Origin of the sequence: Streptomyces sp. NPDC046977 (assembly GCF_040644455.1) — a bacterium.
Taxonomy (GTDB): Bacteria; Actinomycetota; Actinomycetes; order Streptomycetales; family Streptomycetaceae; genus Actinacidiphila.
Window position 1 is genome coordinate 194475 of sequence record NZ_JBEYWO010000014.1, and the last position, 20138, is coordinate 214612.

23 protein-coding genes are annotated in these 20138 nt (G+C 71.4%); 12 read left to right on the forward strand and 11 right to left on the reverse strand.

Annotated elements, in window-relative coordinates; translation table 11 throughout:
* Positions 1-7: 7 nt before the first annotated feature.
* On the forward strand, positions 8-562 hold the full coding sequence (locus ABZ883_RS22370) for an XRE family transcriptional regulator (RefSeq protein WP_360908627.1): 555 nt from the start codon (positions 8-10) through the stop codon (positions 560-562).
* 11 nt (positions 563-573) lie between these two features.
* On the opposite strand, the gene ABZ883_RS22375 is transcribed toward ABZ883_RS22370, so the two are convergent.
* Complete coding sequence (locus ABZ883_RS22375; RefSeq protein ID WP_360908629.1) at positions 574-1098, reverse strand: DUF1772 domain-containing protein; 525 nt, start codon at positions 1096-1098, stop codon at positions 574-576.
* A 79-nt stretch (positions 1099-1177) separates the two neighbouring features.
* Between ABZ883_RS22375 and ABZ883_RS22380 the strand changes: the two genes are divergently transcribed.
* Positions 1178-1828 (forward strand): TetR family transcriptional regulator, encoded by a 651-nt coding sequence (locus tag ABZ883_RS22380; RefSeq protein WP_360908631.1) that lies wholly within the window; start codon positions 1178-1180, stop codon positions 1826-1828.
* Between the two features lie 22 nt (positions 1829-1850).
* On the opposite strand, the gene ABZ883_RS22385 is transcribed toward ABZ883_RS22380, so the two are convergent.
* Together ABZ883_RS22385 and ABZ883_RS22390 are read right to left on the reverse strand one after the other, a co-directional pair.
* Positions 1851-2876 carry a zinc-binding alcohol dehydrogenase family protein gene (locus ABZ883_RS22385; protein ID WP_360908633.1) on the reverse strand — a complete coding sequence of 342 codons (1026 nt, stop codon included), beginning with the start codon at positions 2874-2876 and terminating at the stop codon, positions 1851-1853.
* Between the two features lie 50 nt (positions 2877-2926).
* Positions 2927-3697, reverse strand: a complete 771-nt coding sequence (locus ABZ883_RS22390; protein WP_360908635.1) for a glycine betaine ABC transporter substrate-binding protein — start codon at positions 3695-3697, stop codon at positions 2927-2929.
* Between the two features lie 191 nt (positions 3698-3888).
* On the opposite strand from ABZ883_RS22390, the gene ABZ883_RS22395 reads away from it, so the two are divergent.
* Positions 3889-4857 carry a LysR family transcriptional regulator gene (locus ABZ883_RS22395; RefSeq protein WP_360908637.1) on the forward strand — a complete coding sequence of 323 codons (969 nt, stop codon included), beginning with the start codon at positions 3889-3891 and terminating at the stop codon, positions 4855-4857.
* A 373-nt stretch (positions 4858-5230) separates the two neighbouring features.
* Here the strand turns inward: ABZ883_RS22395 and ABZ883_RS22400 are convergent, their stop codons facing one another.
* Complete coding sequence (locus ABZ883_RS22400; RefSeq protein WP_360908639.1) at positions 5231-5611, reverse strand: SMI1/KNR4 family protein; 381 nt, start codon at positions 5609-5611, stop codon at positions 5231-5233.
* Positions 5612-5907: 296 nt separating this feature from the next.
* Here ABZ883_RS22400 and ABZ883_RS22405 point away from each other — a divergent pair, with 296 nt between their 5' ends.
* Complete coding sequence (locus ABZ883_RS22405) at positions 5908-6234, forward strand: helix-turn-helix transcriptional regulator (RefSeq protein ID WP_360908641.1); 327 nt, start codon at positions 5908-5910, stop codon at positions 6232-6234.
* A gap of 38 nt (positions 6235-6272) precedes the next feature.
* On the opposite strand, the gene ABZ883_RS22410 is transcribed toward ABZ883_RS22405, so the two are convergent.
* On the reverse strand, positions 6273-6674 hold the full coding sequence (locus ABZ883_RS22410) for a DUF5997 family protein (protein WP_360908643.1): 402 nt from the start codon (positions 6672-6674) through the stop codon (positions 6273-6275).
* A gap of 81 nt (positions 6675-6755) precedes the next feature.
* Between ABZ883_RS22410 and ABZ883_RS22415 the strand changes: the two genes are divergently transcribed.
* The 5 genes from ABZ883_RS22415 to ABZ883_RS22435 all read left to right on the forward strand — a co-directional run bounded on the left by ABZ883_RS22415 (position 6756) and on the right by ABZ883_RS22435 (position 11576).
* Positions 6756-7574 carry a LysR family substrate-binding domain-containing protein gene (locus ABZ883_RS22415; RefSeq protein ID WP_360908645.1) on the forward strand — a complete coding sequence of 273 codons (819 nt, stop codon included), beginning with the start codon at positions 6756-6758 and terminating at the stop codon, positions 7572-7574.
* Positions 7575-7721: 147 nt separating this feature from the next.
* Complete coding sequence (locus ABZ883_RS22420) at positions 7722-8927, forward strand: cytochrome P450 (protein WP_360908647.1); 1206 nt, start codon at positions 7722-7724, stop codon at positions 8925-8927.
* A gap of 373 nt (positions 8928-9300) precedes the next feature.
* Positions 9301-10425: a type III polyketide synthase gene (locus tag ABZ883_RS22425; protein WP_360908649.1), complete on the forward strand. Its 1125-nt coding sequence runs from the start codon at positions 9301-9303 to the stop codon at positions 10423-10425.
* 99 nt (positions 10426-10524) lie between these two features.
* The gene (locus ABZ883_RS22430) at positions 10525-10941 is read left to right on the forward strand and encodes a metalloregulator ArsR/SmtB family transcription factor (RefSeq protein ID WP_360908651.1); all 417 of its coding nucleotides are present in this window, start codon (positions 10525-10527) and stop codon (positions 10939-10941) included.
* Entirely contained in the window at positions 10938-11576 is a 639-nt protein-coding gene (locus ABZ883_RS22435; protein ID WP_360908653.1) for an SRPBCC family protein, read from the forward strand. Before ABZ883_RS22430 ends, ABZ883_RS22435 begins: the two co-directional genes overlap by 4 nt.
* A gap of 13 nt (positions 11577-11589) precedes the next feature.
* Here the strand turns inward: ABZ883_RS22435 and ABZ883_RS22440 are convergent, their stop codons facing one another.
* From ABZ883_RS22440 to ABZ883_RS22450, 3 genes are all read right to left on the reverse strand, one after another.
* Positions 11590-11952: a DUF6204 family protein gene (locus tag ABZ883_RS22440; RefSeq protein WP_360908655.1), complete on the reverse strand. Its 363-nt coding sequence runs from the start codon at positions 11950-11952 to the stop codon at positions 11590-11592.
* A 94-nt stretch (positions 11953-12046) separates the two neighbouring features.
* On the reverse strand, positions 12047-12538 hold the full coding sequence (locus tag ABZ883_RS22445) for a DUF2000 domain-containing protein (RefSeq protein WP_360908657.1): 492 nt from the start codon (positions 12536-12538) through the stop codon (positions 12047-12049).
* Positions 12539-12735: 197 nt separating this feature from the next.
* Positions 12736-13218, reverse strand: a complete 483-nt coding sequence (locus tag ABZ883_RS22450) for an Lrp/AsnC family transcriptional regulator (protein WP_360908659.1) — start codon at positions 13216-13218, stop codon at positions 12736-12738.
* Positions 13219-13498: 280 nt separating this feature from the next.
* Here ABZ883_RS22450 and ABZ883_RS22455 point away from each other — a divergent pair, with 280 nt between their 5' ends.
* Entirely contained in the window at positions 13499-14314 is an 816-nt protein-coding gene (locus tag ABZ883_RS22455) for an SAM-dependent methyltransferase (protein WP_360908661.1), read from the forward strand.
* 65 nt (positions 14315-14379) lie between these two features.
* On the opposite strand, the gene ABZ883_RS22460 is transcribed toward ABZ883_RS22455, so the two are convergent.
* Complete coding sequence (locus tag ABZ883_RS22460; protein ID WP_360908663.1) at positions 14380-15288, reverse strand: helix-turn-helix transcriptional regulator; 909 nt, start codon at positions 15286-15288, stop codon at positions 14380-14382.
* A 188-nt stretch (positions 15289-15476) separates the two neighbouring features.
* Positions 15477-15713 carry a DUF397 domain-containing protein gene (locus ABZ883_RS22465; RefSeq protein ID WP_360908665.1) on the reverse strand — a complete coding sequence of 79 codons (237 nt, stop codon included), beginning with the start codon at positions 15711-15713 and terminating at the stop codon, positions 15477-15479.
* Between the two features lie 163 nt (positions 15714-15876).
* Here ABZ883_RS22465 and ABZ883_RS22470 point away from each other — a divergent pair, with 163 nt between their 5' ends.
* Together ABZ883_RS22470 and asnB are read left to right on the forward strand one after the other, a co-directional pair.
* The gene (locus tag ABZ883_RS22470; protein ID WP_360908667.1) at positions 15877-16335 is read left to right on the forward strand and encodes an ATP-binding protein; all 459 of its coding nucleotides are present in this window, start codon (positions 15877-15879) and stop codon (positions 16333-16335) included.
* A gap of 393 nt (positions 16336-16728) precedes the next feature.
* Positions 16729-18573 carry an asparagine synthase (glutamine-hydrolyzing) gene (gene asnB, locus ABZ883_RS22475; RefSeq protein ID WP_360908668.1) on the forward strand — a complete coding sequence of 615 codons (1845 nt, stop codon included), beginning with the start codon at positions 16729-16731 and terminating at the stop codon, positions 18571-18573.
* A gap of 95 nt (positions 18574-18668) precedes the next feature.
* Here asnB and ABZ883_RS22480 read toward each other — a convergent pair whose 3' ends face one another.
* Positions 18669-20123 carry an amidohydrolase family protein gene (locus ABZ883_RS22480; protein WP_360908669.1) on the reverse strand — a complete coding sequence of 485 codons (1455 nt, stop codon included), beginning with the start codon at positions 20121-20123 and terminating at the stop codon, positions 18669-18671.
* Positions 20124-20138 lie beyond the last annotated feature (15 nt).

Consider the following 20138-nt stretch of genomic DNA (forward strand, 5'->3'; position numbering starts at 1 on the left):
AGCACCCATGGGCGTCCTCGGCGACAGCCTCGACAAGGCGAGCGCGGCGACCTTCACCCGCCCCCTCCCCAAGTCGGCCCCGTCGCGCATGCGTTTCCTCGTCAAGCACGAGAAGGGCACCCGTGCCGTTGCCGCCCTCCTCGGGATCTCCCAGCGCACCGTCGAGCGCTACGTCACGGGCCAGTTGAAGCATCCCCGCAAGGACCTCGCGGCCCGGCTGGAGAACGCCGTCCGCGAGCGCTGGCAGCCCCGCGTCCGCGAGCGTGCGAAGAAGCGCGCCGCCACCACCGGCGGCATCGTCATCGAGACCCGCGCCCGCTTCGGCTTCACCGCCGCGCCCGGCTCCACCGACGACAGCCGCGTCCGCCTCATCACCCAGTCCCTGCCGCCCGCCTACGCCGCCCGCCTCTTCGCCGCCCAGGACGCCGGGGCCACCGAGCAGCAACTGCGCGCCATCGCGGCCGAGGGCCTCCAGGAGATCTACTTCAAGGACCGCGGCCGCCGCGCCCAGGGCCTGAACGTCGAGTTCACCGACATCGACTACGTCGAGCTGGAGTTCTGACGGGCTGTCGCCTACCGCGCGACGCCGACGCCGACGACCGCCGTGGCCGGACGGGTGTGCGGCGGCTTCGCCCGGTCGGTTCCCTGTGCGGTGAGGAGGCTGACGAAGGCCAGCACCGCGAGGACCGTGCGGACGGTGTGGAGGGCCAGCCAGCGGCCGCGGACGGCGGCGAAGTCGGCCGGCGCGTCGTCGGGACTCCAGCCGTCGACAAGGCGGTTGAGGGGTTCCATCTGCGTCACGGTCAGCACGATCGTGGCGAGCACGAGCACCGTGGCGGCCACGCTGAGCCAGAATGCCGTCCTGCCCCGCCCGTAGGAGAGCGCGCACGTCGCGACGAGCAGCGCGAGGCAGGTGAGGAGGAACGGCGGCATCACCCGGCCGTAGTCGGTGTTGAGCGCCTTCCAGTAGGGCACGTACACCGGGCCGGGGAGCCGTCCGACGGACGGCGCGATCACGGCGAAGAACACGCCCCCCGCGTAGAGCCCGAGCAGCGTCGCCGCTCCGCCACGGACGATCTCCAGTACGACGGTACGCATGGCCCCACCCCTGTTTGGCTGGACATCCAGCTTTTCATTAGAGACGCGTCTTGTGAATCGTATGGCACGATGAACCCCGATGGAAGGCACTCACAAGCGGCGCTACAACAGCGAGTTGCGGCGCGAGCACGCCGAGGCGACCCGGCTGCGGATCGCCGAGGCCGCGCGGGCGTTGATGGTCGAGCAAGGCTTCGCGGCCACCACGATGAGCGGCGTCGCCGCGGCCGCCGGCGTCGCCGTGCAGACGCTGTACGCCACCTGCCCGGGCGGCAAACCGGCCCTGGTCAAGCTCGTGTACGACGTCACGCTGGCCGGCGACGGCCGGCAGGTCCCGCAGAGCGAACGCCCCGCGGTGCAGGCGATCGTCGAAGAGCCCGACCCGGAAAGGAAGTTGGCCAGGTACGCGGCGATGGCGGTCGCGATCCTCGGCCGGATCGGGCCGGTCCACCGCGTGCTGCGCGCCGCGGCCGCCGCGGGCGGCGCCGGTGCCGGCGACCTGCTCGCCGACACCGAGCGGCAGCGCCGCACCGGCAGCCGCCAACTGACCGGGCATCTGGCCGAAGTGGGCGCCCTGCGCCCGGGCCTGACCGCCGACCGGGCCGCCGACGAGGCCTACGCCCTCACCTCGATCGAGGTGTACGAACGGTTCGTCGACGTCTGCGAATGGAGCGTCGAGGAGTACGAGGACTGGCTCGCCAGGACCCTCGCGGGCGCGCTCCTCGCGCCGTAGCCCCCCCTTTCCCCCGCGGTCGTCAGAACCCGGTGAGGGTGACCTTGCCGACCGTGGAGCCGGATTCGAGGACGCGGTGCGCCTCGCGGAGGTTGGCCGCGTTGACCGGTCCCAGGTCCCTGTTCGCCGTGGTCCTCAGGATGCCCGCGTCCACGAGCCGGGCGACCTGGGTCAGGATGTGGTGCTGCCGGTCCTGGTCGGGCGTGCGGAAGAGTGGCCGGGAGAACATGAACTCCCAGTGGAAGGCGATGCACTTGGGCTTGAGCAGACCGACGCGCAGGCTGTCGTGGTCGTCGATGGCGACGATGTGGCCGAAGGGCTTCAGCGCCTCGGCGTAGTCGGGCAGATTGCGGTCGGTGTTGGTCGTGCTGAAGACGTGGGTGATCCCGTCCGGTGCCACCTCGGCGAGCTGCGGTACCAGAGGCTGGTGATGGTTCACGATGTGCTGCACGCCCATGCGGGTGGCGAAGTCGACGGTCTCGGGGCGCGAGGCGGTGCCGATCACGGTGAGGCTGGTCAGCGCGCGGGTGAGCTGGGCGACCATGGCTCCCACGCCGCCGGCCGCCGCGGTGACGAGCAGGGCGCCGTCCTGGTTCATGGCCCCGTTCTCCAGTCCCAGCCGCTCGAACAGCCCTTCCCAGGCGGTCAGCGAGGTCAGCGGCAGCGCGGCCGCCTCGGCGAAGGAGAGGGTCGCCGGCTTGAGGGCGGCGATGCGTTCGTCGACCACGTGGTACTCGGAGTTGGTGCCGGGACGGTCGATGGCACCGGCGTAGTAGACGCTGTCGCCGACCCCGAACCGCCGCACCTCCTCACCGACCGCGACGACCGTGCCTGCCGCGTCCCAGCCGAGCACCTTCGCCGTGGCGCCGGGATCGCTGTTCTGGCGCATCTTGAAGTCGACGGGATTGAGCGCCACGGCCTCGACCCTCACCAGCAGATCGTGCGGTTCCGGCTTCGGAACGGGCAGTTCGAGGTCGATCAGACTGCTCTCGTCGTCGATCGGGAGGTTCTTGAGGTAGCCGACGGCTCGCATGGTCGTCGCGTTCATGGGGGTGACTCCAGTTCGGTGGGGGACAGGCCCGGGTACCGGGGGCCGTGTCAGAGGGAGACCTCGCGGGGGTGCGCGGCCAGGTAGCGGTCGGCGGCCTGCAGCGGGCTCAGCCCGTCGACGTTGATCAAGGCGTCGATCTCCTCGACGCCGTCGTTGCCCAGGGCCAGGGCGTCCAGCCGGGCAACGGCCTCGGGGCCGACGCGCTCCAGGGCGTCGTTGCGGATGACCGGGCAGGCGTCGTCCACGCTTCCCAGCAGCCCTTTGGGCTCTTCGAGCGGCCGGAGGTGATGCAGGCGATTGAGGAACTGCGGACGCCACAGCGGGATCACGAACCATTCGCCGGCGGCGATACCGCGTCCCACCCGGGCCACGAAATCCCCTTCGGCGCCCGGCGTGAACCTGTATCCGGCCTTGTCCAGCCCGTACGCCCCCACCATCGCGGCGGAGAAGCGGCTGATGCCGGCGCCGGGGTTGATCCCGTCGATGGCCTTCGTCATACGGCCCGCGATCTCGGGCCGGACCAGATCGGACACCTCACCGACCATGTCGAACGGGACGTACCGCGGTACCGCCCACACACAGTGCGGTTGGTAGTGCGGGCTGAGCACCTGGACCCGGTCCCGGAAGCCGGACAGGTACCGGCCGTGGCTGGACGGCAGCCACGCCGACACCAGCACGTCGACCCGTCCGTGCTCCAGGAGACCGAACATCTCCTCGTGCACGCCCTCGGCGCCCGCCACCCGGTGCCCGTGGGACTCCAGGGCGCGGCGGACGACGGCAGCGGCGGCACGGTGAAAGGACAGAGCGATGTTTCCCACGACGATCGGATCGGAAGATGTGAGCGGCACAGTGCCTCCCTGGGAATTCCAGTGCCGATGAGGTCTCGGAAGGTGCGATCCGGCCGCCGGGCCGTACCGGCACCGCGTGGATCGCCTTACGCCCTCCAGCCTCGCCCGGTCCCGGCCATAAGTCCAAGAGAGGTTTTGCATCCCTTCGATATCCTGAATGCATGGCAACGCTGCGCCAGCTGGAATATCTGGTGGCCATCGTGGACGAGGGGTCCTTCACCCGGGCAGCCGAGAGCCTCCACATCTCGCAGCCGGGGCTGTCGCACCAACTCCGGGCACTGGAACGGGAAGTGGGCGGGCCGTTGCTGGAACGGCTGCCCCGCGGAGTCCGGCTCACCCCGGCCGGCCGGTCGATGCTGCCGCACGCCCGTGCGGCCCTGGCGGAGGCGGGCCGGGCCACCACCTCCGCCCGGCGTGCCGCGGGCGTCGCCACCGGCGAGCTGCATCTCGCGACGCTCTACTCGGTCAGCTCCGGTGTACTGCCCGCGGTGCTGGGCCGCTGGCGCCGCACACATCCGGAGGTGCGGGTCCGGTTGTTCGAGCACCGCAGATGGGACGATCTCGCGCAGGCCATGGCCGCCGGCCAGGCGGACGTCGCGGTGGGACCCCTGCCCGAGGACTGGGAGGGCCCCGCGCGGCCCATCGGCGCGGAGGAGTTCCTGGTCGTCACCGACGCCGGCGACCGGGCCGCCGCCTCCCGCGCACCGGACGTCCGGCTCGGCGACCTCGCGGAACGCGAATGGGTCCACTTCACGCCCGACAGCGGCCTCTCCGACATCCTCGACGACGCCTGCGCCGCCGCCGGATTCCGGCCCCGGATCGCCGTGCGCACCGAGCAGGCGCCGTCGGCCGTCGAGTACGCCGCCGCCGGCCTGGGGCCCACCTTCGTCCCGGCCAACACCATCCCGCCGCACTTCGGCGGCCTCGTCCTGCGCCCCGACCCGCCTGTGCTCCGCCGGCTGACCGGATACACCCGCACCACCCCGGACCCGGTGACCGAGTCCTTCCTGGAGATCCTCAGCGCCCACGCACCCCTGATGCCCGCGCACGTCGCAGCGCGCCTGCACGCCTGCGGCGACGCCCGCCGCGGGCTCGCGGGCGCCCCACCGGGAACCCCTTCCGGGGAGTAGCGGATCGACCACACCATGTGTCGGACTACGGCGAGCGGTACTTCGGCCCCACAGGGTCGGGGACCGGGACGGTCAGGGCGTCGGACGACGACCGCCGGCACGCGGGCGGGATCGACTTCCCTGAGGGGTCCGCGGATCCCGATGGCGCCGACCGGCTCTTCCGGTTGCTGACCGACCCGGCACCCGAGGCGTTCCGCAATCTCGCAGAGCAGTACTACGGGACGCCGGTCGACATCGACGCCTGGCGCGCCAAGTACGTGGACGGTTCGCGCGCTGAACGGCACCGCGTCCTTCACGGCCGTCGCGGACGCGGCCGCCGTGATCGGCTTTCCGGTCGACGGGGGTCTGCCGGGCCGCCAGGCACTCGCACCGCCTACTGCCAGCGCCAGCCGTGTTCGGGGAAGTGGGTGAGGAACTCCGTCAGTGTGGCCGCCTGGCGCAGGCCCTCGGACCAGGCGGCGGTCGCGGAGTCGATCAGGAGCAGCGGGGGTGGCTGCTGCCGGAAGTCGTAGACGAGGAGCTCGCGGCAGCCGTCGCCGCCGATGACCACGGCGCCGGGCAGACGGCCGGCCGGGCCCGCCGCGTCGTTGAGGCCGAGGAGGTCGCCGACCGGGCACAGCGTCAGGAAGTCGCCGGCGGGGAGGAAGTGCCGGGCCACGGAGCCCGGGTCGGAGAGGAAGGAGCGGTAGTCCTCGGGGAAGGCGACGCCGAGTGCCCGCTCTGCCCGCTGGATCGCGGCGTCTGGTGCGCCCATGGCACATCCCTCCCCTGGGCGTTCCGGCACCGCACGCCGAGGCCCCTCCCGGGGCGCACCATATCGCGGTCGGCCCCCCGTTCGCTCCGCCGTCCCGCGGCTCGGTCAGGGCGGGGCCGGTGGTGGCTGATTTCCGCTGTCCGGTGCGGAGTTGACGGTGCGCCGGACCACGGAAGCGGGATGTCGGCCGACCTCGGGGAAGGTCCGCATATGTTGATAGCTCGCCCCGCAGGCCGCACATACCCCTGAGGTATGGTGATTGTCGTATCCGGGGCAGAAGGGGACCAGGAGGGAACATGCCGGACGCCGAAGGCCACCCCGAGATCGGGGAGATGGATCTGGGCTCCGTCTTCGCCGCCCTGGCGGACCCCTTGCGCCGCAAGGTCGTCGAGGACCTGTGCCGGGAGTCCGAGGGCATTGAGCGCACGTGCGCGTCCTTCGGCCTCGCGATCTCCAAGTCGACCATGACCCATCACTTCCGGGTCCTGCGCGAGGCCGGCCTGATCCGCCAGGTCAACTACGGCAACAGCCGCAAGGTCTCGCTGCGCCGCGACGACGTCCAGGAACGCTTCCCGGGCCTGCTCGACCTCGTCGCCGGCGGATCGCTCCCCACCTCCGCGTGACGGGGGGAGCGCCCCCCGGGACCCCTGGGACCCTCGGGTCAGCGCGACCGGTTCGCCCGCTCCTCGCGCTCGGCGTCCCGCTCCTTCAGGCGCGCCGCCTCCTTGCGGACCTCCGCCTGTGTGGCGCGCTCCTTCACCAGCCACTCGGGGACGTCCTGCTTCAGCGCGTCGATCTGCTCGGTCGTGAGCGGCTCGGTGACGCCGCCGCGGGCCAGGCCCGCGATCGAGACGCCCAGCTTGGCCGCGACGACCGGGCGGGGGTGCGGCCCGTCGCGCCGCAGGTCCCGCAGCCACTCCGGCGGGTCGGCCTGGAGCGCGTTCAGCTCGTCGCGCGAGACGACGCCTTCCCGGAACTCGGCGGGAGTGGCCTCGAGGTACACACCCAGCTTCTTGGCCGCGGTGGCGGGCTTCATGGTCTGGGTGCTGTGGTGCGACGTCATACGTCCAGGATATCGATCCCGCGGGGCTGTCCCGACCGCGTGGACGGGCCGTCCCGGCCGTGGCCCGGGTAGCCTGTCCTGGTGACAGGCTCGGAAGCATCCCCCCAGTTCAGGCTCGCGTACGTTCCGGGCGTGACACCCGCCAAGTGGGTGAGGGTCTGGCAGGAGCGGTTCCCCGCCGTCCCTCTGGAACTCGTCGCGGTCCCCTCCGCCGAGGTCACGGGACTGCTGCGCGGCCGCGGCGCCGACGCGGGCTTCGTACGGCTCCCGGTGGACGGCACCGACCTCAGCGCGATCCCCCTCTACACCGAGACGACCGTGGTCGTGGTCCCCAAGGACCATGCCGTGGCCGGGGTCGAGGAGGTGAGCACCGGCGACCTGGCCGACGAGGTGCTCTTCCATCCCCTCGACGACACCCTCGACTGGGAGCGGCCCCCCGGCCGGCCCGCGATCGAGCGCCCGGCCACGACCGCGGACGCCGTCGAGCTGGTGGCGGCGGGCGTGGGGCTGCTGGTCGTCCCGCAGTCCCTGGCCCGGCTCCACCACCGCCGGGACCTCACCTACCGTCCGCTCGTCGACGCCCCGCAGTCGCGTGTCGCGCTGTCGTGGCCCGAGGACGCGACGACGGACCTGGTCGAGGATTTCATCGGCGTCGTCCGCGGCCGGACCGTCAACAGCACGCGGGGCCGCCGCCCCGACGCGACGGCCCAGGCGAAGGAGCAGCGCCCCGACGCCGGCGCGGCCCGGCGCAAGCCCGCGGCCGGAAAGGCCACGGGGAAGACCGCGCAGAAGGCGGGTGGCGGCCGGGCCGGCGGCAAGAGCCCGCGCGGTGCGTCCGGGGGCGCCAAGGGCGGCGCGAGCCGCGGCGGCAAGCAGGGCAAGCCCCGCCGGCGTTCCTGACACGGTGGGCCGCAGGCGGCCCGGGGCGCGCCACGCCGGGCCGTCCGGTGCGGGTCCCCCGGATGGGCTTCCTGCGGTGGCCGTGAGGACCCAGGGGGCGATTTGTTGTGAGATGTTCCCTGACGTCCAGGCTCACTGGAGCATCGCATGGATTCCGGTCCCTCCGCGCACGACTGCCCCTTCGACTTCGCCGTGGCCCTCGAATTCGACCCCCAGTTGAAGCACCTGATGGAGAACGAACCGATCTCCCGCATCAAGCTGCCCCACGGGGAGGGCGAGGCGTGGCTCGTCACGAGCTACGAGGACGTCCGGACGGTGACGACCGACCGGCGCTTCAGCCGCCGCGGCGTCGTCGGCCGGGACTTCCCCCGCATGACCCCCGAGCCGATCGTGCAGGACGAGGCGATCAACGTGATGGACCCGCCGGACAGCAGCCGGCTGCGGTCCCTGGTCTCCAAGGGCTTCACCCCGCGCCAGGTCGAGCGCATGCGCCCGCACATCGAGCGCGTCGTCACCGAACTCCTCGACACGATGGCCGCCGAGGGCCCCCCGGCCGACCTCGTGGAGCACCTGGCCGCGCCCCTGCCGCTCACCGCGATCTGCGAGGTCCTCGACATTCCCGAGGACGACCGGTGGCGGCTGCGCGCCCACGCCCGCACGCTGATGGACTTCAGCCCGGACAACCGCGACGACGCCGTGCGCTCCAAGGCCGATCTGCGCGCGTACTTCGCGGACCTGACCGCGCAGCGGCGCGCGCACCCCGGCGACGACCTGATCAGCGTGCTGGCGACGGCCCGCGACGGCGACGAGATCCTGAACGACAAGGAACTCACCGTCATGGCCATGGTGCTGCTGATCACCGGCCAGGACACGACCTCGAACGAGATCGGCAACATCGCCTACACGCTGCTGACCCGGCCCCGCGAGCTCGCGACGCTGCGTGCGCACCCCGACAAGATCCCGCAGGCCATCGAGGAGATGCTGCGCCACATCCCGTTCCGCAAGGGTGTCGGCATCCCGCGGGTGGCCACCGAGGACGTGGAGCTCGGCGGCGTCCTGATCCGCGCCGGGGACATTGTGCACGTCTCGTACCTGACCGCAAACCGCGACGCCGCGAAGTTCGAGCGCCCCGACGAACTGGACCTGGAGCGCACCGGTGCCCCGCACATGACCTTCGGCTGGGGCGGTCACCACTGCCTCGGGGCCCCGCTGGCGACGATGGAGCTGCAGGTCGCCTTCACCGAGCTGCTGCGCCGCTTCCCGGACCTGCGGCTGGCCAAGCCGGCCGAGGAGGTGCGCTGGAGCGCCACGTCGATCTGGCGCTACCCGGTCGCGCTGCACGTGGGCTGGTAGAAACCGCCCCGAGTGCCCCCGGCGCCGGTTCCGCCCGTACGGGGCGGGGCCGGCGCCGTGGTGCGGTGACCGTGCGGTGCGGGGCGCGACCGCCTCCGACGTGCGCTCCGGGTCCCGCTGCCGTACTTTTTGTTGGGCGGACCAGAAAGTGAATGAGTTACCACGTCATACCGACGGTGACCGGTCCGAATGTGTCTTCCGACTCCGTTTTGGGCCCACGTGTCATATCCGGCGCCATTGGGGCGCCGCAGGTGAAACGCCCGTACTTCCCTACTGATTTCCATGACAGTACGGGTCTGCCCCGGCAGAAATACGCCGGGGCGACACATCGCGTGGACCATTGCCCGCCAGAGGGACAGGAATGGAGCCAATCATGGCAGTTCTGTGCAAGCCGGTGATCGCGGTTCCCGACAACGTTATCACCTGCGAACAGACGCTTGAGCTGGCACGACGGCTGCACAAGGACCACCCGCAACTCGGCCTGACCCTCCGGCTCATCGAGAACACCGGCGTCCGGAAACGGCACCTGATACGCCCGATCGACGAGGTGCTGGAACATCCGGGTTTCGATGTGCGCAGTGCGATCTACGAGGAGGAGTCCAAGGCGCGCGTGCCCGCGGTGGTGCGCCAGGCGCTGGACGAGGCGGAACTGACCGCCGCGGACATCGACCTCATCATCTACGTCTCGTGCACGGGCTTCATGATGCCGTCGCTGACGGCATGGCTCATCAACACGATGGGTTTCCGGCACGACACAAGGCAGTTGCCCATCGCCCAACTCGGCTGTGCCGCGGGCGGCGCGGCCATCAACCGGGCGCACGACTTCTGCACCGCGTACCCCGAGGCCAATGTCCTCATCGTGGCCTGCGAGTTCTGCTCGCTGTGCTACCAGCCGACGGACCTGAGCGTCGGAACGCTGCTGTCCAACGGGCTGTTCGGCGACGGCGTCGCGGCCGCCGTGGTCCGGGGGAACGGCGGCACCGGAATGCGCCTGGAGCGCAACTCCTCGTACCTCATTCCCAACACCGAGGCGTGGATCTCCTACGCGGTGCGCCAGACCGGCTTCCACTTCCAGCTCGACAAGCGGGTGCCCGGCACCATGGAGCCGCTGGCGCCGGTGCTCAGCCGCGTGGCCGCGGAGCACCAGTGGAACGCGTCGGCCCTGGACTTCTACGTCATCCACGCGGGCGGCCCGCGCATCCTGGACGACCTGAGCCACTTCCTCGGCGTCGCCCCGGAGGCGTTCCGCTTCAGCCGTGCCACGCTCACCGAGTACGGCAACATCGCCAGTTGCGTCGTACTCGACGCCCTGGCCCGGATGTTCGACGAGGGAACCGCGCTCGACGGCCACCGCGGTCTGCTGGCTGGCTTCGGCCCCGGCATCACCGCCGAGATGGTGCTCGGCACCTGGGTCAAGGCCGACTACGACGCGGACGTGCTGCCGCAGCACAACTACGGCACGCTCGACGACGGCCTGCGCGATCCCGCGACCCCGTGAGGCGGGGGAGGGGCGGACCGGGACGACCCGGGGCGGCCGGCCGCCCCGGGTCACCGGGTTATCCATAAGTTGTTGCTTATATAAGTGGAGCCTGGCATAGTGCTCCGCGTGCACGCGTTCGACATCCTCGGTGATCCGGTGCGCCGCCGGATCCTGGAACTGCTCGCCGCCGGTGAGCAGCCCTCCGGCGCCATCAGCGACGTGATCCGCGAGGAGTTCGGGATCTCGCAGCCCGCGGTGTCCCAGCACTTGCGGGTGCTGCGGGAGCACGGCTTCGCCGTCGTCCGGGCGGAGGGGACCCGGCGGCTCTACGCCGTGGAAGCGGCCCCGCTGCGCGAGGTCGACGTCTGGCTGGAGCGCTTCCGGGGCTTCTGGGAGCAGCGGCTCGACGCGCTGGGCACGGAATTGGCGCGCGGACGCCGGGAACGGCGCATCGCCGGGGAACGGCAGCAGGGACCACGGCCGGGGACGGGGCACACCCCCCGCTCCGGGAGGGAACAGGAAGAGACACCATGAGCGACATCGTCGACCAGATCAACCAAGCCCACCGGCAGGTGGGTTCCCGGGACGTCTCCGGCGAGGAGGCGCGCACCGTGCTGCTCCGCCGCGCCTACGACGCGGACATCGAGGACGTCTGGGACGCCTGCACCACCGCCGAACGCATCCAGCGCTGGTTCCTGCCCGTCACCGGTGACCTGCGCCTCGGCGGCCGCTACCAGCTGGAGGGCAACGCGGGCGGGGAGATCCTCCAGTGCGAGGCACCCCGGCTGCTGCGCGTCAGCTGGGTGATGGGCGAGGCGCCGGGCTTCAGCGAGGTGACGGTGCGCCTGTCCGAGCAGGACGAGCGGACCGTCCTCGAACTCGAGCACGTCGCCGTTGTCCCGCCCGGCATGTGGGACCAGTTCGGGCCCGGTGCGGTGGGCGTCGGCTGGGACCTCGCGCTCCTCGGCTTCTCGCGCTACCTGGCCGGCGAGTTCGTCAGCCCCGAGAAGGCCGCCGAGTTCGCGGAGTCCGACGAGGTTCGCGCGGGCATGATCCGCAGCAGCGAGGCATGGGGCGAGGCGTACGCCGCCTCGGGCGCGCCCCAGGACGCCGTAGCGGCCGCGGTCGCCGCGACGACCGCCTTCTACGTCCCGCCGCGCGAGGCGTAGCCGGGCCCTGCCGTCAGGCGGGGTTCTGGGTGGCCGCCGCGCGGCGCTGCCGCTTGGCGAGCGGGGCCTGGGAGAGGTCCTCGGCCTGGGCGCGGAGGTTCTTGAAGCCGTAGCCGCGTGCGGTCAGCCACTCCCGGGCCGCCTCCTCGGCGCGCTCGGTGGCCTCCAGGATGTCCTCCTCGGCCTCGCCCGAGTCCTGGAAGCGGAAGGTGAACGCGGGGCGGGCGGCGATGTCGTACGTGAGGTGGCCCTCCGGGGTGAAGGCCGCGTGCAGCACGTCGTGGTCCCCGGCGCGGGCCAGGAGTTCGGCCCGCTGCTCGGGGCTGAGGCCGTCGAAGACGCCACGGACGGTGATGCGGAAGACGCGCGTGCTCATGTCCCCGACCCTAGGCGCAGCGGCCTCGCCGTTCCACGGGTTTTTCGGTGACCCGGTGACCCGGCCGACCCGGCTGTCCCGCGTCCCGTGGGTGTCATGGCATCAGCGGCAGCCTGCCGACGATCCTGTCGATGCGACGGCGCGGCCCGACGATGCTCACCGCGCAGTAGTCGACGTCCTCGGCCGCGGTCCTGCCCATCGCGTCCAGATAGTCGGTGTAGACGCGGGTGCGCTGGGCCGCCTGCGGCATGTCGGCCACGAAGGTGTCCGCGGAGGCCTGCGCCGCCGCGCGGATCGCCCGGAGCGCGGCGGTGCCGGCGGTCAGCACCGTGCAGCCGGCCCACGGCAGCCCCGGGTGGACGCCGCCCCCGGAGTCGGTGGCGTCCTCGCCGAGGAGCCCGGTCACGGCGAGGGCGGTGGCCGCCCCCGCGCAGACGGCGGCGTTGACGGCCCGCCCCGGCGGAAGGCCGCTGTCGACGACGACGACCCAACGGAGCCGGGCCGCGCGGGTCGGTGCGCCCTGGTCGATCTCCTCGGGGGAGAAGCCGACGGCTCCGGCGGGGGATGCGGTGTGTGCGGCGTTCATGGTCTGGTCTTCCGTCCTTCTGTCACGTCGTTCGGTGGACCCGGCAGATGCTAGGCAGGTGTCCGGCCATGTGACGTGGCTGCCGCACTTCCTTCGGCGGCCCCCGAGTCCCGCGGTCTCTTGGCGCACGTCGTAGGGCATTCCGCCCCCCGCACTGCCCGTTCGTGCGGCGGCGCTCCGGACCCGGAGCTGCGGTCTCAGCGTTTCCGGCGCCGGTCCGGGCCGGCCGGTTCGATCGAGCTGGACCGTACGTGCTCGTACGCCAGCGTGGTCTGCACGTCCGCCACTTCACGGCGTTCGGTGAGGCGGTCGATGACGAAGGCGTACACGCCGTTGACGTCGGGGACCGCGATGTGGATCAGGAAGTCGTGCGCCCCCGAGGTGACGAACAGGCCGATGGTCTCCGGCAGCCGTGCCGCCCATTCGCGGAACCCCTCGATGACCGGCCGGGCCGGCGGCCGGATGCGCACGGCGATGAGGGCCTGGACCGGGCGCCCCACGGCCTCGAGGTCCAGGGCCGCGTGGAAGCCGGTGACCACCCCGCGCTCGCGCAGCAGCCGCACCCGCTCCAGCGAGGTCGACGGGGACACCCCGGTCTTGGCGGCCAGGTCCCGGTTGGTCTGCCGGGCGTCGTGCTGGAGCTCCCGGATCAGGGCCCGGTCCAGCGCATCGAGTTCCATGGGAGCGACGATATGCCGCACGACATGCGGCGGCGACCGGCGTCGGCCGCCGGGAGGGGCCGTCGGGAGGCCGTCGCGCCGGCCGCTCCGCGCGGGCCCGCCCGAGTGCGTGGAATGTCGCGTACCGCACTGACTGAAGGCATTTCAGAATCCGTTCCACCGCGGGCAATTGCTCAAGCGGAATGGAAAAACCACAGATCGGCACCGGGGATTGCCCATAGGATGGAGATCCGCGATCAACCCCTGCGTTCGGGTCGTGGGGAGGACTGTGAGGGGCCGGATGAGCCAGGAACGTGAGCCGCTGCCGACCGCGATCGACACCGCGACGCCCAGCGTCGCGCGGATGTACGACTTCCTGCTCGGCGGCAAGGACAACTACGCGGTCGACCGCGAGGCCTCCGAGGAACTGCTCAAGGTCGTGCCCAGCACGAAGGAACTCGCCGTGAACAACCGGCGGTTCCTCCAGCGTGTGGTGGGCGTGCTGGCGCGGGACTACGGCATCCGGCAGTTCCTCGACCACGGCTCAGGCCTGCCGACGCAGGACAATGTGCACCAGGTCGCCCAGCGCATCGACCCCGCCTCGCGTGTGGTCTACGTCGACAACGACCCGATCGTGCTCGCGCACGGCCGGGCGCTGCTGGAGGAGAACGAGAACACCGCCGTCATCCAGGCCGACTTCCGTGACACCGAGGGCATCTTCGGGCACTCGGAGGTCGAGCGGCTGATCGATTTCAGCCGGCCGGTCGCCGCCCTCTTCGTCTCCGTCATGCACTGCATCACCGATGAGGACGACCCGGCGGGCCTGGTGCGGCGGGTCGCGGAGCGTCTGGTGCCGGGCAGCTTCCTCGTGGTGTGCCAGCTGGTCAGCGAGGACAAGTCGGTGCGCGACTTCGTCACCGAGTTCATGGACGCCAGCACGCAGGGCAACTGGGGCCGGGTGCGCCAGGAGCACGACGTGGCCGGCTTCCTCGACGGGATGGAGATCCTGGAGCCCGGTCTGGTGGAGGTGTCCACCTGGCGGCCCGACACCGACCTGGCGCCCCGTCAGGCCACACAGGAGTGGATCGAGTTCGGCGGAGTCGGCCGCAAGGTCTGACGGGTCGGAGCACCGTCCGTGCCGGGTCCCGGGGCGCACGCCCCGGGACCGGACGGAACCGGTGACTAGACCAGCTGCTTCAGGATGTCGTCGAGGATGCCGGGCGTCCGCGCCGGCGGCTCGGCCTCGGCACTCAACCGGTCCATGACGGCCAGATAGTTGTCGACGTCTTCCTGCTTGTCCAGGTACAGCGAGCTGGTCAGCTGCTCCAGGTAGACGATGTCCGGGAGGTCGGGCTCCAGGAAACGCAGGATCGTGACCGGGCCGCCCGCCGTGGCGAGGCCGCCGACGTTGAAGGGCGCGATCTGCAGCGTCACATTCGGCTGGGCCGCCGCCTCGATGAGACGTTCCAGCTGGCCCCGCATCGCCTCCCGGCCGCCCAGCGTCCGGCGCAGGGCCGCCTCGTCCACGACCGCCCACAGCCTCGGCGCTCCCGGCGTGGTCAGCAAACGCTGGCGTGCCATGCGCAGCGCGACCCGGCGCTCCAGTTCGACGCCGGACGCCCGGGGGTGCCCCAGGCGGATCACGGAGCGGGCGTACTCCTCGGTCTGCAGCAGGCCGGGGACGAACTGCACCTCGTAGGTACGGATGACGGAGGCGGCTTCCTCCAGGCCGACCAGGGTCTCGAACCAGCCGGGCAGGACATCGCCGTACCGGTGCCACCAGCCGGGTGTGCTGGCCTGCCGTGCGAGCTTCAGGAAGTCGGCGCGCTCGGACTCGTCGGTCACTCCGTACAGGGTGAGCAGATCGGCGACGTCGCGCTCCTTGTAGCCCACACGGCCCAGCTCCAGGCGGCTGATCTTGGCGTGGGAGCCGCGGATCGCCTCGCCGGCGGCCTCGCGGGTGATGTGGGACGCCTCCCGCAGCCTGCGCAACTGCGTGCCCAGTACGATGCGCAGGACCGTCGGACCACCTCGCGGGTGCTCCAGGTACTGCTTTATCGACGGTTCGTTGCTCGGCCGCGTCGCGGTCATGCCGACTCCCGTGAGTGACTGGGCAGACAGCCAGTCTCCCACCAATGGGCGTGCGAATACAGCCATATCCCCGGGCGCGCCGCACGTGTTCGCGGGCGGCGCGCCCGGGGGGCCGCGCTTCGAAGGGGGGGAGGGCAGGTCATCGAGGGGATCGCGGATACGGCCGGGATCACCGGGATGATGGACCGTCAGCCGGCCATGTCGTCAAAGTCGCCGTCCTTGACCCCGCCGAGGAACGCCTCGATCTCCGCGCGGGTGTAGACGAGGGCGGGACCCCCGGGGTGGCGGGAGTTGCGCATCGCGACGCCGCCGTCCGGCAGCGGGGCGAGCTCCACGCAGTTGCCGCTGGGGTTGCTGCGGCGGCTCTTCCGCCAGACCGCGCCGTCGATGTCGGTGGCCGGGACGCCGTTTTCGAACTCCCGCATGGGTACGCCTCCTTGGCGTTCTGCACGTGCATCTGCACGTGCAGACGTACTTACAGTTGCACTTACGACTGTAATTGCAGATGTGCTTGCACCGGTAGGGATCCGACCGGGATAGTGGAGTCCGTAGACACCGCGCCCCCCTCGACGCTCCGCGGAGTACTCGATGACGACTCACCCGGCGACCCCCCTCGATTTCGACCTGCCCGAGGGTCCCGGGACGCGCTTCGCCGCCTGCGGGCTGAGCGGGGATCTCCATGCGGCCGGCGCCGCGCGGCAGTTCACCCGGTCCACGCTGTGCGACTGGGGGATGCTGGGAGTCGTCGAGAACGCGTCGATAGTCGTCTCGGAGATGCTGACCAACGCCGTTCGCTACGGGCTGGAGGACGCGACGTGCGTGCTCTCCGACCGGCCGCTGTGGCTGGGGCTGCTGCTGCGCGACACCTCCGTGCTGTGCACGGTCGCCGATCCCGGCACCGGCGTTCCCGTGCTCAAGGAGCCCGACTGGTTCGCCGAGTCGGGGCGGGGGCTGCACATCATCGACTCGCTCAGTGACTCCTGGGGCTGGACGCCGCCCGACGGGGCGGGGAAGTCGGTCTGGGCGCTGGTCTCCGCGAGCGGCTGATCCGGCGCGGCGCTCCGGCTGTCGCGCATGGTGAGCACCTCGCTGCCGCCGTCACCGCCCCCTGTCGCCGCCGTCCGCTCGCTCGGACGGACGTCCGCGCATCGGCCCGCGACGCTGTGCGTGTGTGCGCACACGGGTTGCCGCCGCATACCGCATGTCGACGTCCTCGCAGGTCAGAGGCGCCTTGCGGGCTTCACCTTCCCGGCTTGCCGGCTGCCGGGGGCCGTCGTGCGCGGCGTTTGACGAATGGCCCTGGCCGACGGAAACTCGGACATATAGGTGTTTAATACACATCACTCCCAGTGATGGTGCTCCCGGCGCGGAGTCGCCAGGCGGGACCCCGGGCCGCGAAGCGACGGAACACGAAGGCACAGCAGAGCCGGAGGCACACGCATGTGCGGAATCGCGGGATGGGTCTCGTTCGAGCGGGATCTGCGGAACGAGCAGGCCACAGTGGACGCGATGACCGAGACGATGGCCTGCCGCGGGCCGGACGCCCGCGGCACCTGGGTACAGGGGCCCGCCGCGCTCGGACACCGCCGGCTCGCCATCATCGACCTCCCCGGCGGCAGGCAGCCGATGGCCGCCGACGACCCCGACGGCGGGACGGCGGTCATGGTCTACTCCGGCGAGGCGTACAACTTCACCGAGCTGCGCAAGGAACTCGCCGCACGCGGCCACCGCTTCACCACCACCTCGGACACCGAAGTGGTGCTCCACGGCTACCTGGAGTGGGGCGAGGGGATCGCCGAACGGCTGAACGGCATGTACGCCTTCGCCATCTGGGACAGCCGCGACGAGAAACTGGTCATGATCCGTGACCGCATGGGCATCAAGCCCTTCTACTACTACCCGACCGACGACGGGGTGCTGTTCGGCTCCGAGCCCAAGGCGATCCTCGCCAACCCGCTCGCCGCGCGCCATGTCACCCTCGACGGCCTGCGCGAGCTGTTCGCGTTCGTCAAGACGCCCGGCCACGCGGTGTGGGACGGCATGCGCGAGGTCGAGCCCGGCACTGTGGTGACGGTCGACCGGGGCGGGCTGCGCACCCATGTGTACTGGTCGCTCCAGACCCGGCGGCACACCGACGACAAGGAGACGTCGATCGCCCGCGTGCGCGAGCTCCTCGACGACATCGTCCGCCGCCAGCTCGTCGCCGACGTACCGCGCTGCACCCTGCTCTCCGGCGGCCTGGACTCCTCGGCGATGACCGCGCTGGCCGCACGCCAACTCGCCGCCGTGGGCGAGAAGGTGCGCAGCTTCGCCGTCGACTTCGTCGGGCAGACCGAGCACTTCGTCCCGGACGAGCTGCGGGCCACCCCCGACACGCCGTTCGTCCACGACGTCGCCGCACTGGCCGGCACGGAGCACCAGGACATCGTGCTCGACTCCCAGCAGCTCGCCGACCCGGAGGTACGCGCCCGGGTCATCCGCGCCCGGGACATCCCCGCGGGGCTCGGCGACATGGACAGCTCCCTCTACCTGCTGTTCAAGGCCATCCGGCAGCACTCGACCGTCGCCCTGTCCGGGGAGTCGGCGGACGAGGTCTTCGGCGGCTACCAGCAGTTCTTCGACGAGGAGGCCCGCCGGGCCGACACGTTCCCCTGGCTGGTGCACTTCGCCCAGCACTTCGGGGACGACGGCAACGTCCTGACCGAGTCGATGTCCAAGGCCCTCGATCTGGAGGGCTACGTCCACGACGGCTACCGCGAGGCGATGACCGGCGTGCAACGGCTGGACGGCGAGAGCGACTTCGAGTTCCGGATGCGGGGCATCAGCTATCTGCACCTCACCCGCTTCGTGCGCATCCTCCTGGACCGCAAGGACCGGGCCAGCATGGCGGTCGGCCTGGAGGTCCGGGTGCCGTTCTGCGACCACCGGCTGGTGGAGTACGTCTACAACACCCCGTGGGCGCTGAAGTCCTTCGACGGCCGGGAGAAGAGCCTGCTGCGCGAGGCCACCGCGGACCTGCTGCCGCAGTCGGTGTACGACCGGGTCAAGAGCCCCTACCCCTCCACGCAGGACCCGGGGTACGCCGTGGCACTGCGGCAGAACGGCAAGGACCTGCTGACCAAGCCCTCGCACCCGGTCTTCGACCTGGTCAGCAAGGCGTGGCTGGAACGCGCGGTCAAGGACGACGCCCCGCAGCACACCCAGGCCGCCCGGCACGGACTGGAACGCGTCCTCGACCTCGCGCTGTGGATGGACCTCTACTCGCCCACCGTCGACACCGCCTGACCCGGCCGCCGCGCGGTGGCGGCCGGGCGGCGGCCGGGCAGCTCGCTCCCGGCCCCCGGGCAGGCCCTGTCAGGCCGGCCCGCCGGGCCGGGGCGTCACTCGGCGCGGCTGTGCGTGGAGCCGCTGCGGTAGTCGGTGTACTGGTAGGGGTTGTCGAGGATCTTGGTCTCGGGGACGTCGGGATTCATGCCCCGGACCCAGCCCTCCTCGCCGAGCTGCGAGCGCAGGTACTCCACCGTCCCCTCGACCTCGCGGCGCGCCGCCGCGAGGTCGGCGCCGACCAGGCGGTGCTCGTGCTTGACGACCCGGCCGTCGACCAGGACGGTGTGCACGTCCCCGCGCTGGGCCTGGAAGGCCACATGGCCGTAGGGGTTGAGCAGCGGGAACGACACGGGGGAGTGGTCGTTCTTGATCAGGACGAGGTCGGCCTTCTTGCCGGGCTCGATGCTGCCGAGCTCGTGGTCCCGGCCGAGGGTGCGGGCGCCGCCGCGGGTGGCCCAGTCCACGACCTGGTCGGCGCGCAGGCTGCAGTGCGTCACCGTCTCGCCCTTGGCGTGCGCCTCGTGGTGCTCGCGCGCGCGGTCGGCGCCGAGGGTGGTGCGCATCGCGGAGAACAGGTCGCCGCTCCACCACACGCTGGTGTCCATGGACAGCGACACCGGGATGCCGTGGGAGCGGATGGCCCAGGTGGGAGGGTAGCCCTGGCCGGCGCTCTGCTCGCTCTCGGTGGAGACCGATATCGACCCGCCGGTGGCCGCGATGCGGTGGTAGGAGTCCGCGGACAGCGAGGCGGCGTGGACGTAGACGGTGCGGTCGGTCATGAAGCCGTGGTCGTGCATCAGGCGGATGCCGTCGTCGCCGGTGGCGCCCCACACTCCGGCGTGCGTGGTCACCGCTACCCCGAGGTCCCGGGCGACCTCGAAGGCGGGCTTCTCCGGGAAGGTCGGGTCGCCGGTCACGTCGAAGGCGAGCTGGAAGCCGAGCATGTCGTCGCCGGTGATCCGGCGGTTCACGAAGTCGCGGAACTCCGGGGCGGCGGTCCATTCGGCGGGGGGCTGCTGGATGTTGCCGTAGGCGAGGACGAAGCGGCCCGGCACGGAGCGCAGCGCGTCCACCGCCGCGTCGGCGTGGTCGACGGTCCGCAGGCCGTGCGACCAGTCCACGACGGTCGTGACGCCCGCGTCGACGGCCTCCAGGGCCGCCAGCAGGTTGCCCGCGTGGATGTCCTCGGGACGGAAGAGCCGGCCCGATTCCAGGTAGTACCAGACGAAGTACTGGGTCAGCGTCCAGTCGGCGCCGTAACCGCGCATGGCGGTCTGCCACATGTGGCGATGGGTGTCGATCATGCCGGGCATGACGATGCCGCCGGTGGCGTCGACGACGACGGCGCCGTCCGGGGCCGCGAGGTCCGGCCCCACCGCGGCGATCCGGTCGCGGAGGACCAGGACGTCGGTGTCGTGGAGCACCTGCCGCCGGTCGTCCATCGGCAGGACCGTGCCACCGCGCAGCAGGACGGGTCGTCCGGGCGGGAACTCCGCTTGCTCGTTCATCGTCGAACTCCACTC

Bases quoted from the DNA above. Each gene is read 5' to 3' on its own strand.
- ABZ883_RS22410 (WP_360908643.1), bottom strand. From the start codon at position 6,674: ATGACGTCGCACCACAGCACCCAGACCATGAAGCCCGCCACCGCGGCC.
- ABZ883_RS22385 (WP_360908633.1), bottom strand. From the start codon at position 2,876: ATGAACGCGACGACCATGCGAGCCGTCGGCTACCTCAAGAACCTCCCG.
- ABZ883_RS22370 (WP_360908627.1), top strand. From the start codon at position 8: ATGGGCGTCCTCGGCGACAGCCTCGACAAGGCGAGCGCGGCGACCTTC.
- ABZ883_RS22375 (WP_360908629.1), bottom strand. From the start codon at position 1,098: ATGCGTACCGTCGTACTGGAGATCGTCCGTGGCGGAGCGGCGACGCTG.
- ABZ883_RS22420 (WP_360908647.1), top strand. From the start codon at position 7,722: ATGGATTCCGGTCCCTCCGCGCACGACTGCCCCTTCGACTTCGCCGTG.
- ABZ883_RS22470 (WP_360908667.1), top strand. From the start codon at position 15,877: ATGACGACTCACCCGGCGACCCCCCTCGATTTCGACCTGCCCGAGGGT.
- ABZ883_RS22380 (WP_360908631.1), top strand. From the start codon at position 1,178: ATGGAAGGCACTCACAAGCGGCGCTACAACAGCGAGTTGCGGCGCGAG.
- ABZ883_RS22395 (WP_360908637.1), top strand. From the start codon at position 3,889: ATGGCAACGCTGCGCCAGCTGGAATATCTGGTGGCCATCGTGGACGAG.
- ABZ883_RS22425 (WP_360908649.1), top strand. From the start codon at position 9,301: ATGGCAGTTCTGTGCAAGCCGGTGATCGCGGTTCCCGACAACGTTATC.
- ABZ883_RS22400 (WP_360908639.1), bottom strand. From the start codon at position 5,611: ATGGGCGCACCAGACGCCGCGATCCAGCGGGCAGAGCGGGCACTCGGC.
- asnB (WP_360908668.1), top strand. From the start codon at position 16,729: ATGTGCGGAATCGCGGGATGGGTCTCGTTCGAGCGGGATCTGCGGAAC.
- ABZ883_RS22460 (WP_360908663.1), bottom strand. From the start codon at position 15,288: ATGACCGCGACGCGGCCGAGCAACGAACCGTCGATAAAGCAGTACCTG.
- ABZ883_RS22435 (WP_360908653.1), top strand. From the start codon at position 10,938: ATGAGCGACATCGTCGACCAGATCAACCAAGCCCACCGGCAGGTGGGT.
- ABZ883_RS22465 (WP_360908665.1), bottom strand. From the start codon at position 15,713: ATGCGGGAGTTCGAAAACGGCGTCCCGGCCACCGACATCGACGGCGCG.
- ABZ883_RS22480 (WP_360908669.1), bottom strand. From the start codon at position 20,123: ATGAACGAGCAAGCGGAGTTCCCGCCCGGACGACCCGTCCTGCTGCGC.
- ABZ883_RS22450 (WP_360908659.1), bottom strand. From the start codon at position 13,218: ATGGAACTCGATGCGCTGGACCGGGCCCTGATCCGGGAGCTCCAGCAC.
- ABZ883_RS22440 (WP_360908655.1), bottom strand. From the start codon at position 11,952: ATGAGCACGCGCGTCTTCCGCATCACCGTCCGTGGCGTCTTCGACGGC.
- ABZ883_RS22445 (WP_360908657.1), bottom strand. From the start codon at position 12,538: ATGAACGCCGCACACACCGCATCCCCCGCCGGAGCCGTCGGCTTCTCC.
- ABZ883_RS22405 (WP_360908641.1), top strand. From the start codon at position 5,908: ATGCCGGACGCCGAAGGCCACCCCGAGATCGGGGAGATGGATCTGGGC.
- ABZ883_RS22455 (WP_360908661.1), top strand. From the start codon at position 13,499: ATGAGCCAGGAACGTGAGCCGCTGCCGACCGCGATCGACACCGCGACG.